The 17906-nt window shown below is 43.4% G+C and carries 15 protein-coding genes; 8 read left to right on the top strand and 7 right to left on the bottom strand.

Features of this window, described 5'->3' with window-relative positions; translation table 11 throughout:
- Window positions 1-42 precede the first annotated feature (42 nt).
- Window positions 43-1572 (top strand): diguanylate cyclase, encoded by a 1530-nt coding sequence (locus GVO60_RS06410; protein WP_159652031.1) that lies wholly within the window; start codon window positions 43-45, stop codon window positions 1570-1572.
- An 87-nt stretch (window positions 1573-1659) separates the two neighbouring features.
- A complete protein-coding gene (locus tag GVO60_RS06415) occupies window positions 1660-2190 on the top strand; it encodes a 3'-5' exonuclease (RefSeq protein ID WP_159652446.1) in 531 nt (176 codons plus the stop codon).
- A 56-nt stretch (window positions 2191-2246) separates the two neighbouring features.
- On the opposite strand, the gene GVO60_RS06420 is transcribed toward GVO60_RS06415, so the two are convergent.
- From GVO60_RS06420 to GVO60_RS06440, 5 genes are all read right to left on the bottom strand, one after another.
- Window positions 2247-2567, bottom strand: coding sequence for a hypothetical protein (locus GVO60_RS06420; RefSeq protein WP_159652033.1), 321 nt, complete (start codon window positions 2565-2567; stop codon window positions 2247-2249).
- Window positions 2560-5067 carry a reprolysin-like metallopeptidase gene (locus GVO60_RS06425; protein ID WP_159652035.1) on the bottom strand — a complete coding sequence of 836 codons (2508 nt, stop codon included), beginning with the start codon at window positions 5065-5067 and terminating at the stop codon, window positions 2560-2562. Before GVO60_RS06425 ends, GVO60_RS06420 begins: the two co-directional genes overlap by 8 nt.
- 274 nt (window positions 5068-5341) lie before the next feature.
- Window positions 5342-5794, bottom strand: coding sequence for a tellurite resistance TerB family protein (locus GVO60_RS06430; RefSeq protein ID WP_159652037.1), 453 nt, complete (start codon window positions 5792-5794; stop codon window positions 5342-5344).
- A gap of 78 nt (window positions 5795-5872) precedes the next feature.
- Complete coding sequence (locus GVO60_RS06435) at window positions 5873-7780, bottom strand: alkaline phosphatase D family protein (protein WP_159652039.1); 1908 nt, start codon at window positions 7778-7780, stop codon at window positions 5873-5875.
- Window positions 7777-8145, bottom strand: a complete 369-nt coding sequence (locus GVO60_RS06440; RefSeq protein ID WP_159652041.1) for a VC1380 family protein — start codon at window positions 8143-8145, stop codon at window positions 7777-7779. The genes GVO60_RS06435 and GVO60_RS06440 overlap by 4 nt, the downstream gene beginning before the upstream one ends.
- A gap of 109 nt (window positions 8146-8254) precedes the next feature.
- Here GVO60_RS06440 and GVO60_RS06445 point away from each other — a divergent pair, with 109 nt between their 5' ends.
- The 4 genes from GVO60_RS06445 to GVO60_RS06460 all read left to right on the top strand — a co-directional run bounded on the left by GVO60_RS06445 (window position 8255) and on the right by GVO60_RS06460 (window position 14851).
- Complete coding sequence (locus GVO60_RS06445; protein WP_159652043.1) at window positions 8255-9583, top strand: MipA/OmpV family protein; 1329 nt, start codon at window positions 8255-8257, stop codon at window positions 9581-9583.
- Window positions 9584-9682: 99 nt separating this feature from the next.
- Complete coding sequence (gene hrpA, locus GVO60_RS06450; protein ID WP_159652045.1) at window positions 9683-13633, top strand: ATP-dependent RNA helicase HrpA; 3951 nt, start codon at window positions 9683-9685, stop codon at window positions 13631-13633.
- 106 nt (window positions 13634-13739) lie between these two features.
- Window positions 13740-14237, top strand: a complete 498-nt coding sequence (locus GVO60_RS06455) for a porin family protein (protein WP_159652047.1) — start codon at window positions 13740-13742, stop codon at window positions 14235-14237.
- Between the two features lie 98 nt (window positions 14238-14335).
- The gene (locus GVO60_RS06460; protein ID WP_159652049.1) at window positions 14336-14851 is read left to right on the top strand and encodes a porin family protein; all 516 of its coding nucleotides are present in this window, start codon (window positions 14336-14338) and stop codon (window positions 14849-14851) included.
- Window positions 14852-14920: 69 nt separating this feature from the next.
- Here the strand turns inward: GVO60_RS06460 and GVO60_RS06465 are convergent, their stop codons facing one another.
- Window positions 14921-15268, bottom strand: coding sequence for a YajD family HNH nuclease (locus GVO60_RS06465; RefSeq protein ID WP_159652051.1), 348 nt, complete (start codon window positions 15266-15268; stop codon window positions 14921-14923).
- 73 nt (window positions 15269-15341) lie between these two features.
- A complete protein-coding gene (locus GVO60_RS06470) occupies window positions 15342-16121 on the bottom strand; it encodes a substrate-binding periplasmic protein (protein ID WP_159652053.1) in 780 nt (259 codons plus the stop codon).
- Window positions 16122-16262: 141 nt separating this feature from the next.
- On the opposite strand from GVO60_RS06470, the gene GVO60_RS06475 reads away from it, so the two are divergent.
- Window positions 16263-16883, top strand: coding sequence for a DsbA family protein (locus GVO60_RS06475; protein ID WP_159652448.1), 621 nt, complete (start codon window positions 16263-16265; stop codon window positions 16881-16883).
- Between the two features lie 221 nt (window positions 16884-17104).
- Window positions 17105-17845 (top strand): hypothetical protein, encoded by a 741-nt coding sequence (locus GVO60_RS06480; protein WP_159652055.1) that lies wholly within the window; start codon window positions 17105-17107, stop codon window positions 17843-17845.
- The last annotated feature ends 61 nt before the right edge of the window (window positions 17846-17906 follow it).

Here is a 17906-nt window from a genome sequence, read left to right on the forward strand (position 1 = left end):
AGATAGCGATGTAGATTCATTTAAAACAACCATGAAGGCGTTATGCAATTCGGTTTCTCCAAAAAGATTATTTATCCGGTGCTCACATTTCTTTTGACTGTGCTTGCGACTGTTTTGGTTGTTTATTTTTCTTATCAGTCTCAACTTAAATACACCAAATCTTTATTCAATAATCTTGCTCAGCAGCAAACCGATAACTTAGCGCAAGTACTTGATAGTGATCTCCATTTTATCGGAGCGGGTGCGAACTTCTTCCATGCGACTAAACCAGAGAACTGGGGGCAATTTGAAGTGTTTGCAGATGAGCTAGTGTCCTCTTCCGATACCTTGGTCGGGTTACAGTGGATGCAGCGTGTGGAAGAAAATAAGTTAGAAGCACATATTGCAATGGTACGTGAAACGTTTCCGAATTTTCAGTTATATACCGTACCAAAAGATGGACCTAAAACTATGGGTTACATCATGGCTAATCACGAACCCATTTATGTTGCCTCTGATATTTATCCTCGAAGCGAAGCGAATCTAGGTTTGCTCGGTTTCTATTCTTCACGTGTTCGCTTTCAACTGATCTTGGATGGCATACGCGCAACGGGTGAACCAAACGTGTCTGATAAAGTACGTTTACTGCAAGATGGTCTAGATCAATCATTAGAAAAGACAGGAATGCTGGTTTATCACCCCGTGTTTGATGGTGATTCTAGGCAGCACTTAATTGGTGTGGTGGTCGGCGTAATTCGAACCACTCGTTACTTTGAAGACCTGATGGCACGTACCGCCTCTGAGCAAGACCTTTTAATTAAGGTAACAGACATGGGTTTTGATGCTGAAGATGATCCGATTCTTTATCAAAGTAAGGAATGGGAAGCGACGCAAGGCCTAGAGATAAGTAAGCAAATTGAATTACCAAACCGTGAATGGATCGTCGATTTTAAACTCGCTGGGCGTGTCAGCAATAATGATCGCCTAGTCTTACGTAGTATTATCGTTGGTGGATTTGTTATTGCCTGTTTGCTGGGCTATATCGTGTTTTTGCAGGTTCGCGAAAAAGAGTACTTGTCTGTTATGCTTGATGAGCGAACAAAAGAATTACAGTTCATGGTAAATCATGATGCGCTGACAGGACTTTTAAATCGACGTGCTTTCAATGAGCAGCTGCATGACTTAGTTTTTCAAGAAAAGGTATTTTCACTGGCGGCGTTTGATGTTGATAAGTTCAAGAACATCAACGATAGTTTTGGTCATATCGTCGGTGATGAGATGCTGATTCATGTTGCAGAACTCGTCACAGAGAACCTTGCCCCTGATGATATATTTGTTCGTATGGGGGGAGATGAGTTTTGTATTATATCTTCGATCACGGATAGGGATGAACTCTACCGATATTTAAATAACCTTGCTCGTATCGTAGCGCTTTCTAGTCATGATAATGGAGAGCAGAAAATTCGTTGCTCATTAAGTATCGGAGCAGTAGTGAGAACGATTGAGTCTGAAGAAGACATTTTGCAGCTGGCCGATACTCAGCTTTATAAGAGTAAGAAAGCTGGCCGTAACTGCGTCACGGTTGCGGAATAACTAATCAGTTAAACAGGCAAAATTCGAATTGTCAGTTTTTCTCATGTAGAATCGCGCACTTTGTAATAGTTTCAAATAAGGCAAATGATGAACCATAACCGTATAGTTTGTTTCGATTTAGAGATGTGCTGTTGGAATGAAAACGGTGTCGGTACCACTGGTGAAATCATTGAGGTTGGGTTAGCCGAAATTGACCTAGCAAAAGGCGAAATCGTTAAGCGCGCTCAATATTACGTCAAGCCTGAGAAAGACGAAGTTTCGCTATTCTGCGTTGAATTGACAGGAATCACACCTCGTAAGGTGGAGAAGCAAGGTCGACCATTAGAAGAAGTGCTAAAGTCGATGATTAAGAACTTTGGTGGTTCGAATAAGATTTTCGCGTCTTGGGGCCGTGATGATTTGGTTTTGGCTAAAGAGTGTGCTGATAAAGGGATTGAAATGCCTTTTAAAGAGTTCATCAACCTTGCAACCTTGTATCGAGTTCAGAATCGTCTTAAGGACAAACGCATAGGTCACAAAGCCGCTCAAGAGAGTAAAGGTATCGAGTGGGAGGGCAGACAGCACTCCGGTTACGTTGATGCCTATAACCTAGCCAAATTAGCCTTGACCATGCTTTAGAAACGTTAAAAAGGGAGCTATGAGCTCCCTTTTCTATTTGAGGTTATTAAGCCACGTTATTGCTTAGCTTTTTTGCACTTTGGATAAACTTGAAGGTTATACTCCGCCGCATACTGAGTTAACAGTTTGATCTTGTCCAGCTCGTCATCACTTCGTACGACGTCACTGATTCCTTCTACTATTTTTACTCCGCATAATTCAGCTGCTAATGCTCTTTCTTCCGTCTCGATACCCGGAAGAACGTTACCTCGCCCTGGCATCTGTAAAAGTCGATAGTCATCAGCATTGAGCGCGTTTTGTGCATCCACTTCTGCTTGCTTCTCAGCAGCACAGCCACTCAAGAGAATCAGAGCGAAGGGCAGAATTTTTTTAATCATTATTTCTCCTTCCCCAGAATACTGCCAACACTAATAGGCTGAACCAGTTTAAGCTGCCGCCGCCTCCACCACTTGAAGATGGCGCGCTACCACTGCCAGTTGACTCTGCTGCGACATTGATTGTTACTGTTGTCGTGGCAGTTTGAGAGGCCTCATCGGTGATCGTGTATGTAAACGAGTCAACACCCGAGAAGCCCTGTGAAGGTTGATAGTTCACACCTGTACCAGAATTGGTTAGAACACCGCTGCCAGAGTAATTGATAGCGCTGATCGTTAGTGAGCCTTGACCGGCGTCATTAGCCAATACATCTAGCACCGTCGCCGAGCTATTATGGTCTAGATCATAACGATCATTGACTGCCGCTATAGTTGCAATGTTGGAATTAACAGCAATGGTCAGTGTTCCTGTTGCGGTTTGGTTAGCGCTGTCAACGATAGTGTAAGTGATGGTTTCAGTGCCAACAAAGCTTGCCTGAGGTTGGTAGCTAACCTCTGTATCTGTATAAGAAGCCGTACCTGCACCGCTGTAACTAATGGCAGTGATCTTAAGTGTGCCTTCGCCTCTATCGTTTGCTAGTACATCGAATGATGTTTGAGCACTGTCTTGAATAATCGTATAAGCATCGTCAACGGCTTTTACTTCTTCAGGTAACGCAATTGAGAAACCCTTCGAAACAGCAAAGAAGATGTTGTTGCTACACTGGATCATCAAACGTGCATTGTTGTGTGCTTGAGCTGGGAAGTCTACAGATTCCGAACCATCATTATTCGTCGCAGAGAGCAAGGTTTGACTGAACGTCACGCCGCCATCTGTTGATAGTAGGATATCAACGGTTGAACAGCTTACAGGCGCTTGAGCTGTACCTGCTTCGTCCCACTCTACGTTTGCATTACCTACTATTGTTGCGTTTGTTGTAGGGGAGATAACACTAAATGGTCCACTGTTAGCATCGACGGTTATCAGCAGGTCATCACTCGACACCCCACCATTGCCATCTCTAACTGTGAGCCTAAAGTTCAAATCACGGCTTGTGGTCGCGTAAGTTTCACCCTTGGCAAGCGTGCCATCAATCACATCTTCTAATCTCGGTAAGTAACGCTTAGGTTCTGCTGTTGGCGTCCAAGAGCGGAACAGTGGGCCATTGCCAAGATCGGTTGTTAAGTTTGAACTACCCGTACCTGAGTCCATCTGCTCCCAAACATAGGTTAGGCTGCCAGTTCCCGTTGCTGAGCCAGTTAATACTAGAGGTGTGCTTACTGGTACAGTATGGTCAGAACCTGCGTCGACAGCGGGTACTTCAGTTGCTGAAACCTCCACCGTTTCACAGTTTTGAGTTGCTAGGTAGTCGTTGATCTCTTTAATACTTGCAGCGTGAAAGTAGGCGTCAGAATTAACTTGTAAATCATCGCTACCACAGATGCCTGCGTAAGCCATGATCGTGCTACCACTACCAGGTTCGAAAGCGGTTAGGTCGTTGCGATTACCGCCTTGGCAGTTATCCCTGTTACCGTTGAACGTGTGATTCGCTCCAAACTGGTGGCCTAGCTCATGGGCAACATAGTCGATATAAAACGCATCGGTTTCTGGATCAGATCGGCCTGTTACTCCAGCCCCTTTTCGAAAATCATCACATACTGCGCCTAGAGCGGCCAAACCACCACCTCCGGTGGTAAAGATATGGCCAACATCGAATGCGTCACTACCAAACTTACTGGTGAGATCGTCGTGGTTGAGACCAATGTCCTCGCTTGCATCGAAGTCAGTAAATGGGTCCGTAGACGCATTGGTATATATATTGAAATTGACTAGTTGCAACTCAACCGCCAAGTCGGAGTTATAAACCTGATTGACTCTGTTGATTGCTGTTGTGATCGCTGCGCGAGTCAAAGCCTCAGTACCACCGTGGTATTGTGAGTATTCACCGGTTGCAGAAACAATTAATCGATAAGTGCGTGACTCAATATTAGCTCGCGCAGCGACACGATTTTGTTCAGTTTCAACTTGGTTGGTTTGTAAGTACTTTAAAACCTGATCTTGAAATGGGCTAGAGAGGGTGTGATTGTACGATACATAGTGACCTGAACCATCTGGTTTTGGCTCTACATAAACATACTTGCCATTGTGACTAAACATGCCGTGGAATCCCTTCGGCGTGTAATCAAATCGACCTTGTACACTTGTATCACCAACTGCGTGACCAGTATACGTTCTTAGCTCTGGATATTTTGCCTGCATTTCAGGCGAGAGGATGGAGTCATAAGCTAAAACAAAATCAACCAACTCTCCTTCAGGTAAAGGTACTTGAAGCGTTAAGCCACCTCTAGCTTGTGTATTTGTAAAGTGACTTTCTAGTTTATCTGCATCAACCGCAAAGGTTGCGGATGATTTACTATTTTGTGTTCTTTCGGAATAAACAGATTGCCAAAGTTCACTGGCTACTGCGTTTGAACTAACTAAAAAAGACAGGGATATTGCGCCGACTAACGTACTGTACTTCATTTATTATTCCCTAATGCATCTATCGTACAAGTTAAATGATTGGGGAAAGTAATATAACTGGAGTGAATGCTCAATAATTTATAAATTACCGCAGTGAATTATGTAACCTGCTTCTAGGTTTTTCTCTATTTAATTAGGAATAGTGATTAGTAGATATCGACACCTACGAAATGAGTTACGCCAATGTTTTATAAACAAAATATCAGCGCAATTTTACTGCTAAAAAGTGGTATTAGTGCTGGTTTGAACGGCTGTTTGTATGCTTATGTTGCTATTAGGATTTTGGCCCCGTCGCAGAAAGCTTAGCGCGAATAAACTCACTGTGGTCCACATAGAGCAATTCTGCTGCTTTTCGAATGACAGCGTCTTCCAGCGGGTCGATTTTTCCGTCGGCATTGGCCACTTCCCACATTGCCTCAATGAGTGCAAAGCGAGTTTCTTGATCTAACTCTCTAAGTTGAGAGGTAAAATCGTAAAGTGAAGCAGATTCTTGGCTGCTGGTATTGGCTCTTGCCAGCAGTGCCTGAGCGTTATTGGGTTCTAAGTTCAATAGCTTAGACAGCAGTCTCAGTTTTGCTTCTTTTTCTTCTTCTCCTACTTGGTGGTCAGCGCCTGCCACTTCACACAACAAGCACGCGATCGCTAGATTAGGATCGGTGGCTGAGTGGTTACCTAGATCGTTACCTTCAAGAAGCTGTTTAAAAAGCTTAGTAATAGAATTCAACATCGTTGCTGCCTCAATTTGTTCTCTATGAGTTATAGATAAGGATTATTGAAGCCGATCACAAGCCTCTTTACAGAAACCTTACTTTTCTTCGATTGGTAGAAACTCAATTTCGGTGTGTTTACCTGTCAAAATAGAGATACGTGTAGGCTTTCCGTGCTCGTCGAGCTTAAGCTCCCCAATAGCACTGGTATTGACCAGTCGACGTACACCCGGTGTGTTTGGGTCTCGCTTCTTTATTTTAAGTCGTTTACGTTTGGTCAAGAAGTTGAGAGGTGAGCGAGGTGAGTAAAGTAACCTATCGGTATGATCGCAAATTCCTAGTAGAGGCTCTGGAAACTGATTTTTAAAGCCGCTGCAGGTGATTTGGTAGATATTAGGGCTGCTTTTGCGAAAGCGCAGTTTAATATCGTAGGCAAAGGAGTAGTGAACATCGCCAGACAAAATCACAAAATTGGTTGGAGTTTTCGTGTGTGTAAATATGCTCAACAAGGTATTGGCACTGCCTGGGTGTGCCATCCAGTTTTCTGCATCGATTACTAATGGTTGTCCTAGAGTTGTCATCCCTTTTTGCAGTGTTTCAATGAACTTTACCCCAAACATGGGTGCTGCTGAAACGATAATGACTTTATCTTGATGCATGAGTTCATGCTGAAACTCAATCATCGCCTCCCAGTCCATGAGGCCCGATGGTTTGTTCATACGGGATTCTGAGCGCCAACGTCGAGTTCGCGTATCGAGCACGACTACTTTCGGCGAGGTATGAATGGTGTAATGCCACCTTTCAAAACTGTACAGGTATTGAATGAATATGTCTTGAGTGTTTGCTGACGCGGATTCAAAATATTTTGTCGCGACATCCAGAAACTCTTGATTGAAGTTATCTGGCTCGTTGCCCCAACCTTGACACAGCCAATAGGCAATTAACCCGTTACCTATGATGCGCTTAGAAAATGGGTTCTCGTAAGCGGCTTTTTCCCAGCCTATCGTAAGGTTCCAATCATCAGTGACATCGTGATCATCGAAAATCATGTAAGTCGGGATGTGAGCAAATAAACGTTGAACGTTAGGTAACCCTGAAACAAACTCATCAATAATCGCTTTTTCATCACGCCACTTTTGCTGCCAACTAGGGCTCAGCTTTTTACCACTATGAGTGAACGCTTTGTCTTGTAAGCGGCTAGAATTGATCGCAGCCCAAAGGCTTGGTGACCAAACCAATAGATACATAGCGAAAAATTCGGAGAAGGTCACTAGGTGATTTTCACATTCTCGTGAGCTGAAAATAGGTGTATTACGGTGAGGTAATAGACGCGTAAGCCAATGCCCGTCATCAACATAGTGGGGCAAGATCTTATCGCGGCCATAGTAAAATTCAGGGTGTTGACGCAGTTCATTACAGTCTTGAATCGGGCTATCAACAAATGTTTCTTTAGGTAACCCCAATAGATCGATGACTTGATCAATGGCATCCAGAGTAGGGCCCGCGACATGGTCGGCGTAAATCTGGTCCCCACTCATCATCAATAAGTCAGGGCGTTGCTCTATCGCTTGCAGTTCAATTTTTTTGTCTGCTGCTACAAGTGCATCGGGGCTTGGATGATGAGGGTTACGACAAGAGCCGTGCAATACATAATCCGCTTTGGTGGAAATAATCAGGCTAGGGCGGTTTTCATCACGATAGAGTATATGAGGTACGAGCTTGGACAACTTACCGTACTGAGTTTCAAAGTCATAACTTAGTGCCGTATTGGCTAGGAAGTCGAAACGAAAATCAGCTAAGGTGACATACGCTTGTGTGCCCACCTGAATCGATTGACAATCTTCTAGGTTAGCTGAGTATATTTCGCCGTCATCAATCGAGTGAAAAAGTGTAAATTGGCCGCTAAGTGGTTCACTGGTGACTAGCCAAAAAACAAGTTGGCTTGGCGTTGCTTTACGTAGAATAGGACCGGCGATTACAAACGGTAAGTTCTCAGGTGTCATCATTGCTCTGTAGGGTCGTTGGGTACGTCTGGGTCTTCAAGAATTTCGATTACTTCCGAGCTTGATAGCTCATGGCCCATTAAGAATAACGCGAGCATAGCATCTGCTTTGGTTTTAGTGTCAGAGCTTTCATCTAACATCTGTTCAAAGCGGTGTCGGATCATTTCAATTTCGTGCTCAACAAAGCCGCGACCTTCTTCCTCTCCTTGAGAATCCTCTGGTGCAGAGTCAAATTCCAAAAACAGTAATTCACCGTCAAGTTGGGTGCCAACTAAACGCTCGGGTAACCACATTTCACCGCAGACAACTTCAGGATCGATGTCTTTAGGAAGAGATTCTAGTAAATTCTTTAACTTTGATGCTTTCACAATTAAATGATATAGGAGAACATATATTCTTATTTTAACGACGAATTACTATTAATCATAAGCATTAAGTGACTCAATAGGTCAAATATTGAGCCTTCAGGACAAAAAAATGATAAATCAGTGGAAAATTTGCCGCGTAGCAGTGGGTATTGGCGCAGCATGTCTTTCAACAACATTGTTTGCAGCGGAATCAAAATCGATCAGTGAGCAAGAGTGGGGTATCGCTGCCATGTATCGAACGGGGTCGATTCCGTTTAATACAGAGGGTGGTGATCAAACAGTAAGCACTTTTGTACCAATGATGTATTTCGAGAACGATTATGTGTTCATCGATGGTACTGAAGGTGGGATACATTTATATGAATCAGACGATGAAAAGTGGCAGCTAAATGCACTGACTCGTCTAAGGTTTGTTGATATTCCTAAGTCTTATCAGAATATTAATGAAGGGGACTCCGCTGATTTCGGTTTGCAAGCGCGCTATAAAATGGATGAGAGCTGGCATATTGATACCGAGTTTATGACCGATGATGAGTATCGTCTTCATGGTAACTTCCGTGTGTCAGGAGAGTTTGAATCTGGAGATTGGGAGTTTAAGCCGAGTGTTACTTTGCGCTACAAAGAAGCAGAGTTTAACAGCGTTTACTATGGTTTCTCTGAGTATGGCGGTGACCGAGTCGGCGCTGGTATGGATGTAAATATCGGAATTGATGCGCGTTACCACGTCATTTCTAATCTCTACTTGTTAGGCTCTACTAGCGTGACTCGTCTTGATGACAATGCTTACAGTTCATCAATTGTGGAAGACCGTTTTGAAGGTGAGTTTTTTGTTGGTTTTGGTTTCTTCAACGATAAAACCAAAGCGCCTAAATCTGAGTTAACTAACAAGCGTTATTGGCGTGTGGCTCATGGTTGGGCGACACCTTCAAATATTGGAGAGATTTTCGCGTTTGAAAGCGAAAAAGATAAATACAACAACCAGTTAACGTCATTGTTTTATGGGCATCCATTAACGGATGAACTGTTTGGATTACCACTCGATATTTATGTGACGCCAGGTATTGTTCACCATTGGTCTTCAGATGTGCAATCAGCCAGCACCGAGTATGTTGCTGCCATTAAAGCGTATTACACCATAGATTGGCCAACCAAGTGGCGCTTTGGTGTTGCGGAAGGCCTGTCTTACATCGATAACGTTACTTATATCGAACAAGACGAAATGGATAGAAAAGGCTATACCGCGAGCCACTTATTGAACTATCTGGATTTCTCATTTGATGTGAATATGGGTGACCTGTTTAACGCACCTGAACTCAATAACATGTGGTTTGGTTACTCATTGCATCACCGCAGCGCTATTTTTGAAAAAGCATCTCAGTTCGGTCGAATTAAAGGTGGCAGTAACTACAATACGGTCTACTTGCAGTTTGATTTCTAACGCTTGAAATGAACGAACAGCGCCCACCACCGAAAGGTTGTGGGCGTTTTTTTTCAATCGACCAAATAGCTTGTGATACAATTCGCCCAGTTTTATGTAATGAAAAGAATAGGAAACGCTTTGACTTCGTCACAGCCAAAAAAAATCGCCGCACCTGAAGAGAAAGCTCAGGCTAATAGCACGGCGTCTCTTCGCAAGGCACTCGAACAGTGCATGCTGAAAGATAGATTTCGTTTAAGTAAGCGTATTGCTGGGGCAAGCAAGATTAAAAAAGAAGCCTCGCGTAACGCCGTGTTTGACGAAATAGCATTAGATATTGCCAAATCAATGATGGATGTTGAGCAGCGAGCGAGCGAGCGTCCAACTATCGAATATCCTGAAATCTTACCTGTTAGCCAAAAGCGTGACGACATTGCAAAAGCAATTGAAGAGAATCAAGTGGTTATCGTCGCAGGTGAAACAGGCTCGGGTAAAACGACCCAGCTACCCAAAATTTGTGCAGAGCTTGGCCGTGGCAAGTTTGGTCTGATTGGCCACACCCAGCCACGTCGTCTTGCGGCTCGCTCGGTTGCTAACCGCATTGCCGAAGAGATGGAAACCAAGCTCGGCGAATTTGTCGGCTATAAGGTTCGATTTAACGACCAGATCTCTGAGAACACGCAAGTTAAATTGATGACAGACGGTATCTTGCTGGCTGAGATTCAACATGACCGTTTTCTAAATCAATATGACACCATCATTATCGATGAAGCGCACGAGCGCAGCTTAAACATCGATTTTATCTTGGGTTATCTAAAAGAGTTGCTACCACGCCGACCTGACCTAAAAGTGATCATCACATCGGCAACTATCGACCCAGAGCGATTCTCAAAGCACTTTAGCAATGCGCCGATTATTGAAGTATCAGGTCGTACTTACCCAGTTGAAACTCGCTACCGCCCATTACGTGGTGACGACGATGTCGATCGTGATCAGCTTGAAGGTATTTTCGAAGCCGTAGATGAGCTTTGCGATGAAGGCTTGGGTGACATCCTAATTTTCATGAATGGTGAACGTGAGATCCGCGACACCGCAGGTGCACTTTCAAAACGTAATCTGAAAAGCACGGAAATTGTCCCGCTTTATGCGCGTTTATCTGCTGGTGAACAGAATAAGATTTTCCAACCACACGCAGGTCGCCGAATTGTACTAGCAACTAACGTGGCGGAAACCTCGTTAACGGTTCCTGGCATCAAGTACGTGATTGATCCAGGTACAGCGCGCATTAGTCGCTATAGCTACCGTACTAAGGTTCAGCGTCTTCCAATTGAGCCAGTATCTCAAGCGAGTGCTAACCAGCGTAAAGGTCGATGTGGTCGTGTGGAAGAGGGTATCTGTATTCGCTTGTACGCGGAAGAAGATTTCGAGTCACGCCCGGAGTTTACTGATCCAGAGATCCTGCGTACTAACTTAGCATCGGTTATCTTGCAGATGACGGCACTGGGGCTGGGTGATATTGAAGCTTTCCCATTCGTTGAAGCGCCAGATAAACGCAACATCCAAGACGGTGTGAGATTGCTTGAAGAGCTGGGTGCAATCAACCCTGCAGCGAAAGATCCAAAAAAACGCTTAACGCCAACTGGACGACAACTTGCGCGTTTGCCTATCGATCCGCGATTGGCACGTATGGTTTTGGAAGCGCCTAAATATGGCGCCCTGAAAGAGCTGATGATCATCGCCTCTGCACTATCTATTCAAGATCCACGAGAGCGACCAAGTGACAAGCAACAATCGTCTGACGATAAACATCGTCGATTCTTCCATGAAGAGTCGGACTTTCTTACGTTTGTTAACTTGTGGGATTACATTCAGAAGCAGCAAAAAGATCTATCGAGCAATCAGTTCCGTAAACAATGCAAACAGGACTACTTAAACTACTTGCGAGTTCGTGAGTGGCAAGATGTTTACTTCCAAGTGCATCAGTCGATGCGCGAAATGGACTTTAAACTCAATAGCGAGCCAGCAAATTACCAAAGTGTTCATAGTGCGATTTTGGTTGGTTTGCTTTCACACATTGGTATGAAAGATCAGGAAAAGAATGATTATCAGGGTGCTCGTAACGCTCGTTTCCATATTTTTCCTGCGTCTGGCCTGTTTAAGAAGCAACCTAAATGGATCATGTCTGCTGAGCTGGTGGAAACTTCAAAACTCTGGGGTCGCATTATTGCCAAAATCCAACCAGAGTGGATTGAGCCGCTAGCGAAGCACTTGATCAAGCGTAGCTACAGTGAGCCGCATTGGTCTAAGAAGCGTGCCGCAGTGATGGCTCATGAAAAAGTGATGCTATATGGAGTGCCGATCGTACCGAAGCGTTTGGTGAACTATGGCAGTATCGATCCTGTTGTGAGTCGCGAGCTGTTTATTCGTAGTGCACTGGTAGAAGGGGAGTGGGAAACCAAACACGCTTTCTTTAAACAAAACCGTAAATTGCTACAAGAAGTTGAAGAGCTAGAACATAAATCTCGTCGTCGTGACATCCTTGTGGATGATGATGAGCTGTTTGATTTCTATGACCAACGTGTTGGTACAGAAGTCGTGTCAGGAAAACACTTTGATACATGGTGGAAGAAAGCGTCAAAAGAAAACAGCGAACTGCTTAACTTTGAAAAAGAGATGCTGTTTAAAGGCGATGCAAGCCATGTTACAGATTTAGATTATCCAAACTTCTGGCATCAAAACGGCCTCAAGCTGAAATTGAGCTATCAATTTGAACCGGGTGAAGATAACGATGGTGTGACAGTGCATTTGCCACTACCGATCCTTAACCAAGTAGAACCTTCTGGTTTTGATTGGCAGATCCCAGGTTTACGCCATGAGTTGGTGGTGAGTTTGATTAAAGCGTTGCCGAAGACGATTCGTAAGAATTTTGTTCCTGCGCCAAACTATGCTGATGCGTTCTTAGCTCGAACTACGCCAATGGAAGCGCCACTCCTCGATTCGTTAGAGAAAGAACTTCGTCGTATGACAGGGGTTGAAGTACTGCGTGAGGATTGGAAGTTAGACCAAGTTCCTGATCACTTAAAAGTAACCTTCCGTGCAGTAGATCACCGCAATCGCAAGCTGAAAGAACATCGTGATTTGCATGAGCTCAAAGACAGCCTAAAAGATAAGGTTCAAGAGACACTGTCGAAAGTTGCTGATGACGATATTGAACAACAGGGATTGCATACTTGGAGCTTTGGCGAGTTGCCTAAAGTGTATCAGCAAAAACGTGGTGGTTATGAAGTGAAAGCGTATCCGGCGATTGTTGATAGTAAAGACAGCGTTGAAATTAAGCTTTACGAAACCGAGCAAGAGCAGATCTCCGCAATGAAAGCAGGTCAGCGTCGTTTGGTTTTACTTAACGTGCCATCTCCGATTAAGTATTTACACTCAAACCTGCCGAATAAGTCCAAATTGGGCCTCTATTTTAACCCTTATGGAAAAGTTCTGGATCTTATCGATGACTGTATCGCTTGTGGTGTTGATAAGCTGATTGAAGAAAAAGGCGGTTTGGTTTGGGAAGCAGAGCAGTTTGAAGCGCTGAAAGAACACGTTCGCGCTGAACTGGGTGATACCGTAGTAGACATTGCTCAGCAGGTCGAGACAATTTTGACGACCGCGTTCAATATCAATAAAAAATTAAAAGGTAGAATAGACTTCAGCATGGCTTTTGCGTTGTCAGATATTAAAGCGCAAATCGAAAGCCTTATCTTTAAAGGTTTTGCAACAGAGTGCGGTTGGAAGCGTCTGCCAGATATCTTGCGATACATGAAAGCGATTGAACGTCGAATGGAGAAATTGCCGACGGATCCAAATAAAGACCGATTGCACATGCTTAAGATTGAAACTGTGGCAAGTGACTATAAAGAGCTGCTGAACAAGATCCCGAAAGGTGTTGCTGTTCCTGACAACGTCAAAGAAGTACGTTGGATGCTGGAAGAGCTCAGAGTCAGTTATTTTGCTCAACAGCTTGGTACCCCTTATCCGGTATCAGATAAGCGCGTTAAAAATGCAATAGATGCTTGTTAGGTATGTAATTTGCATTAAAATTAGCAAAGGGTAGTTTTTTGACGGAAATTGGCAGTGGATTGCCGCTCAGCTTCCACTGCGAACGGATACTTAAAGAAGGTTAACTATGAAAAAGACACTACTAGCGCTAGCTCTGATTGGCGCATCGGCAACAGCTTCTGCGGACTCTTGGATTTACGGTAGTGCAAGTGTCGGCCAAGCAGATGTGGGTGGAGAAACGGCTTCCTCGTACAACATCCATGTGGGTACAGGTATTCTTCCATTTATTGGTTTAGAAGCCGGTTATCAGACGTTTGGCGAGTTTACTGATGCACGTTACGATGGCAAAGACCTAGATTTGGAAGGTTCTGCTATCTATTTTGCGGCAAAACCAAGTATCGATTTTGGTCCACTCCATGTTTACGCGAAAGCGGGCTTACACTCTTACAAAATCGAAGACAGTAGCGCGAACTTTAAAGAAGAAGAGATCGACATGATGTATGGCGTAGGTGCCGAGTACTTCATGGCTGGTCCAATTTCTTTGGGTGCGAGCTACAGCGTATTCTCTATGAAAGAAGATGATGTGAAGAACTTTTCGATTAACGCGACGTTCCACTTCCTATAATTAGGCACTCTTCTTGAGATGAAATACCCAGCAGAGTGGCTGGGTATTTTTATTTACCTATATGGTATGTTGTTTCTTATGTGTTTGGGATATAAAAAATGAAAAAAACACTTTTAGCTCTTATGGTTATGGGCGTATCAGCGTCTGCACACGCAGACTCATGGCTTTACGCTGGTATTCAAGGTGGTAAATCTAACTTAGAGAGCGAAAGTTCAACTGCTTATGGTTTGCATGTTGGCACTGGCATTCTGCCATTTATTGGCCTTGAAGCGGGTTATTTCAACCATGGTTCGATCGATTTAGAAGCGCGCAATACAAGCGGTAGTGCTGACTTTAGCTCTTTCTACGCAGCGGCTAAGCCAAGTATTGATTTTGGTCCTCTACATATTTACGCCAAAGGTGGTATTAACACTTACAACGTAGAATACACTGGTAGCCTAAGCAGTATTTCTAATGATTCAGGTGTTGGTCTTATGTACGGTGTAGGTGCGGAATACAACATTTTCCCTGGTCTAACAGTGGGTGCAAGTTACCAGTCGTTTGGCTTCGAAATTGACGGCAGTGGTAACAACGTTGATAGCTTTACGGTTAACGCGACGCTGCACTTCCTTTAATGAAGTGAAAGAATAAAAAATGGCGACCTATGAGGTCGCCATTTTTATATTGAGTCATTACTGCGCAAATTACTTTTTCTTCATCATGTTCGCCAGGTCGGCAAATGGATTGTGGGTTGCCGTCTGGTGGTCATCAAGTCGAGCGGTGGCTTCAACCCCATAGCGTTCGTGATCTAGATATTTTGAATGTTCATGATCATGACAATAGAGGCAAAGAAGCTCCCAGTTACTGCCATCTTCTGGATTGTTTGTGTGGTTGTGATCAACGTGGTGAACCGTTAATTCACGTAAATTGGAGTAGACAAATTCGCGTGCACATTTACCACAAACCCATGGGTAAAGCTTCAACGCTTTCTCACGGTAGCCCTGCTCTTTGCGAGCATACGCTGCACTGGAACCGTTGTAATCAGAAGACATATGTCACCTACATTATTGGCGTAAACAAGATTTCTTCTTAATGTAACACAACGTTTTGTATCTTCGCTATCACCTAATTCTTGGTGTGAGATGGGGGTAATTGCTTGTCTATATACTTGCTCATGATTCGATCATAAGTGCCGTTTTCCTTGAGTGTTTTTAGAGTGTGGCGGAAAGCGTCGACGATCTCATCTGGGGTTTCTATATTAAATGCCATATCTTGCCCTTGAGGTAATTCTTTCAAGGTATAGATAATTTGAAGATCCTCTTCTGGGTCGAGCTCTTCCTCCTCGATGATCTCGTAGGCGAGCAGTAAAGGCACTGACCATAAGTCAATTCTACCTTTGTTCAACTTACGATAATTTATGTTGTTATTGTTTTCAGGAACAAGGTTTTCTCCAACAACAAAGCCTTTGCTGATTAGGTGTTTTTCACGAAAAGAAGCTCGATGGGTACCAATACGATATTTTTTAAGGTCTTCGAGAGAGTCTGCCTCAATATCTGTTCTGCTTTTCAAAGCCAATAAAACAGGAGGGCTTGAGAACACTTCTCCTACCCACTTAAACAGTGCTTCCCGTTGTTTGGTTTTTGCCATAGTACAAATGAGAGTGTTGGGTACGGTCAGCCCTGCTTTGTATGTTCGTGACCAAGGGTAGATCAAAACGGTATCTGTTCTATTCATCTCATCCAACATGGCTTGTACGAGTTCAACGACGATTCCTCGAGCGATATTGCCTTCACTCCATGAGAATGGATACATGCCTTCTTCACAGATGATAGTCACTTTATTTGCATGTGCAGGAGCATTGAATATCAAACTGAAAGCAATTAACCCTTTAATAAAATAGTTCATAGCTATCTCCGATGATTTCATACTAATGAGTGTAGTGGAGTTGGCGCTTAAGTTAAGTAGAACTTATAAATAAGTAGGATTGAGTTTGGGATGGAAAATCGAGTAACGTAGAGTGATATTCTGTCTCAATGAGTAAAAATGATGACCCAATACAAGCTGTATTACGTTTACGACCCGATGTGTTCTTGGTGCTGGGGTTTTCAACCAGTCTGGAAACAAGTCACTGAAGCGCTCAAAGAGGTGATAGAGGTACAATACGTCGTCGGCGGATTATCACCGGATTCCAATGAGCCTATGCCTATAGAGATGCAGCAACAGATTGCTTCTTACTGGAAGAAAATTGAAAGCTTTCTCGGTACTCAGTTTAACTATGAGTTTTGGACCAAGAACACCCCAAGGCGCTCGACTTACCCATCATGCCGAGCTGCGCTGGCTGCCCGCAAACAAAACCAAGAAGTCGCGATGGTTTCAGCTATTCAAAAAGCCTATTACCTAGAGGCGAAAAACCCAAGCGATGATCATATCCTTTTAGAACTTGCACAAGATCTTGGTCTCAATATAGAGCGTTTTAAAGAAGACTATTTTTCAGATGCGCTTAATCAAGCACTGTTTGATGAGATCAAATATGCCAGGAGTATTGGTGGAAACAGCTTCCCTTCACTGTTTGTACTTGCCTCAGACTCCATTATTGAGCTACCAATAAACTACCAAGATGCGAAAGAAACGATTGAGCAGGTTAAACAGTTATTGTCGTTGAAATAACGTTGATTCTGTTAATGCTTCTAACGGTATGAGTTTGCCTTAGATATCTCTCGCAAAAAAAGCTAGGTTCCGTTAAACCATGAAAATGGGCAGATATTATAAAGTCATGGTGGTTTTCGAGCGAGGCTGTTCCCTTGAATGGATTAGCTATAGGTAGTGTTTTTTCGCTGATAAACCTTAAGTCATTAAGCATGAATAAATTACTCGCAATGGAAGGTGATATGAAATTAAGGTTTATGTCCGCTTTAGTTCCCCTCTTTTCTCTGGTTGGTTGTCAGAACATAGCAACCTTTTATCCTCCGGCTTATAAAGTTTTAGTCGTTGGTGATACGCTCGTTTACGATGGAATGATCACCGGAGAAACTGTACTCGAAGCAATGCGAGTGGTTCGTGAAAGCAACAAGCCAATTAAAACACTCAAAATTACCAGCACTGGCGGAGAAATGTCGGTTGGAATTGAGTTCGGCTATTTTGTCAAAGAGCACGATCTCATAGTAGAAGTGAGCGAGTTGTGTTTTTCATCTTGTGCCAATTACATTTTACCTGCAGCAAAAAGTGTGGTGATCAACACGAACTCTTTGATCGGTTGGCATGGTGGAACGAAGCAATCCGATGAGTTATGGGAATTGAGTGTACCGAAGAAAGACAGAGCCGAGTTTAAAGCTTATTTGAATCGCCTACGTATTAAAGAAACCGCTTTTTTTGGCTATGTGGGTGTCGATCAGCAAATTACTTCCTATGGGCAAACAATAGAAAACAGCTGCCAAGTTAGCCAAAAAACAGATGGTTGGTACTATTCCATCGAAGATTTAAATCGGATGGGTATCAGGGATATTACGGTTAAAGGTACTGGTTTGTTAAATGAAATATCGTACAAACACGATAGTGGGCAAATGGATACAACAAACTTTAAAGGTGGGAAGATCACTTCTTGCTTGTTAGAAAACGTTTTCGATAGTTAACCTAGCTTAATCACTTGAAATGGATGAAGAGCTATCTTCTAAATAGCTCTTCATCATAAGC

Origin of the sequence: Vibrio atypicus (assembly GCF_009811315.1) — a bacterium.
In the GTDB taxonomy this organism is placed as follows: Bacteria; Pseudomonadota; Gammaproteobacteria; order Enterobacterales; family Vibrionaceae; genus Vibrio; species Vibrio atypicus.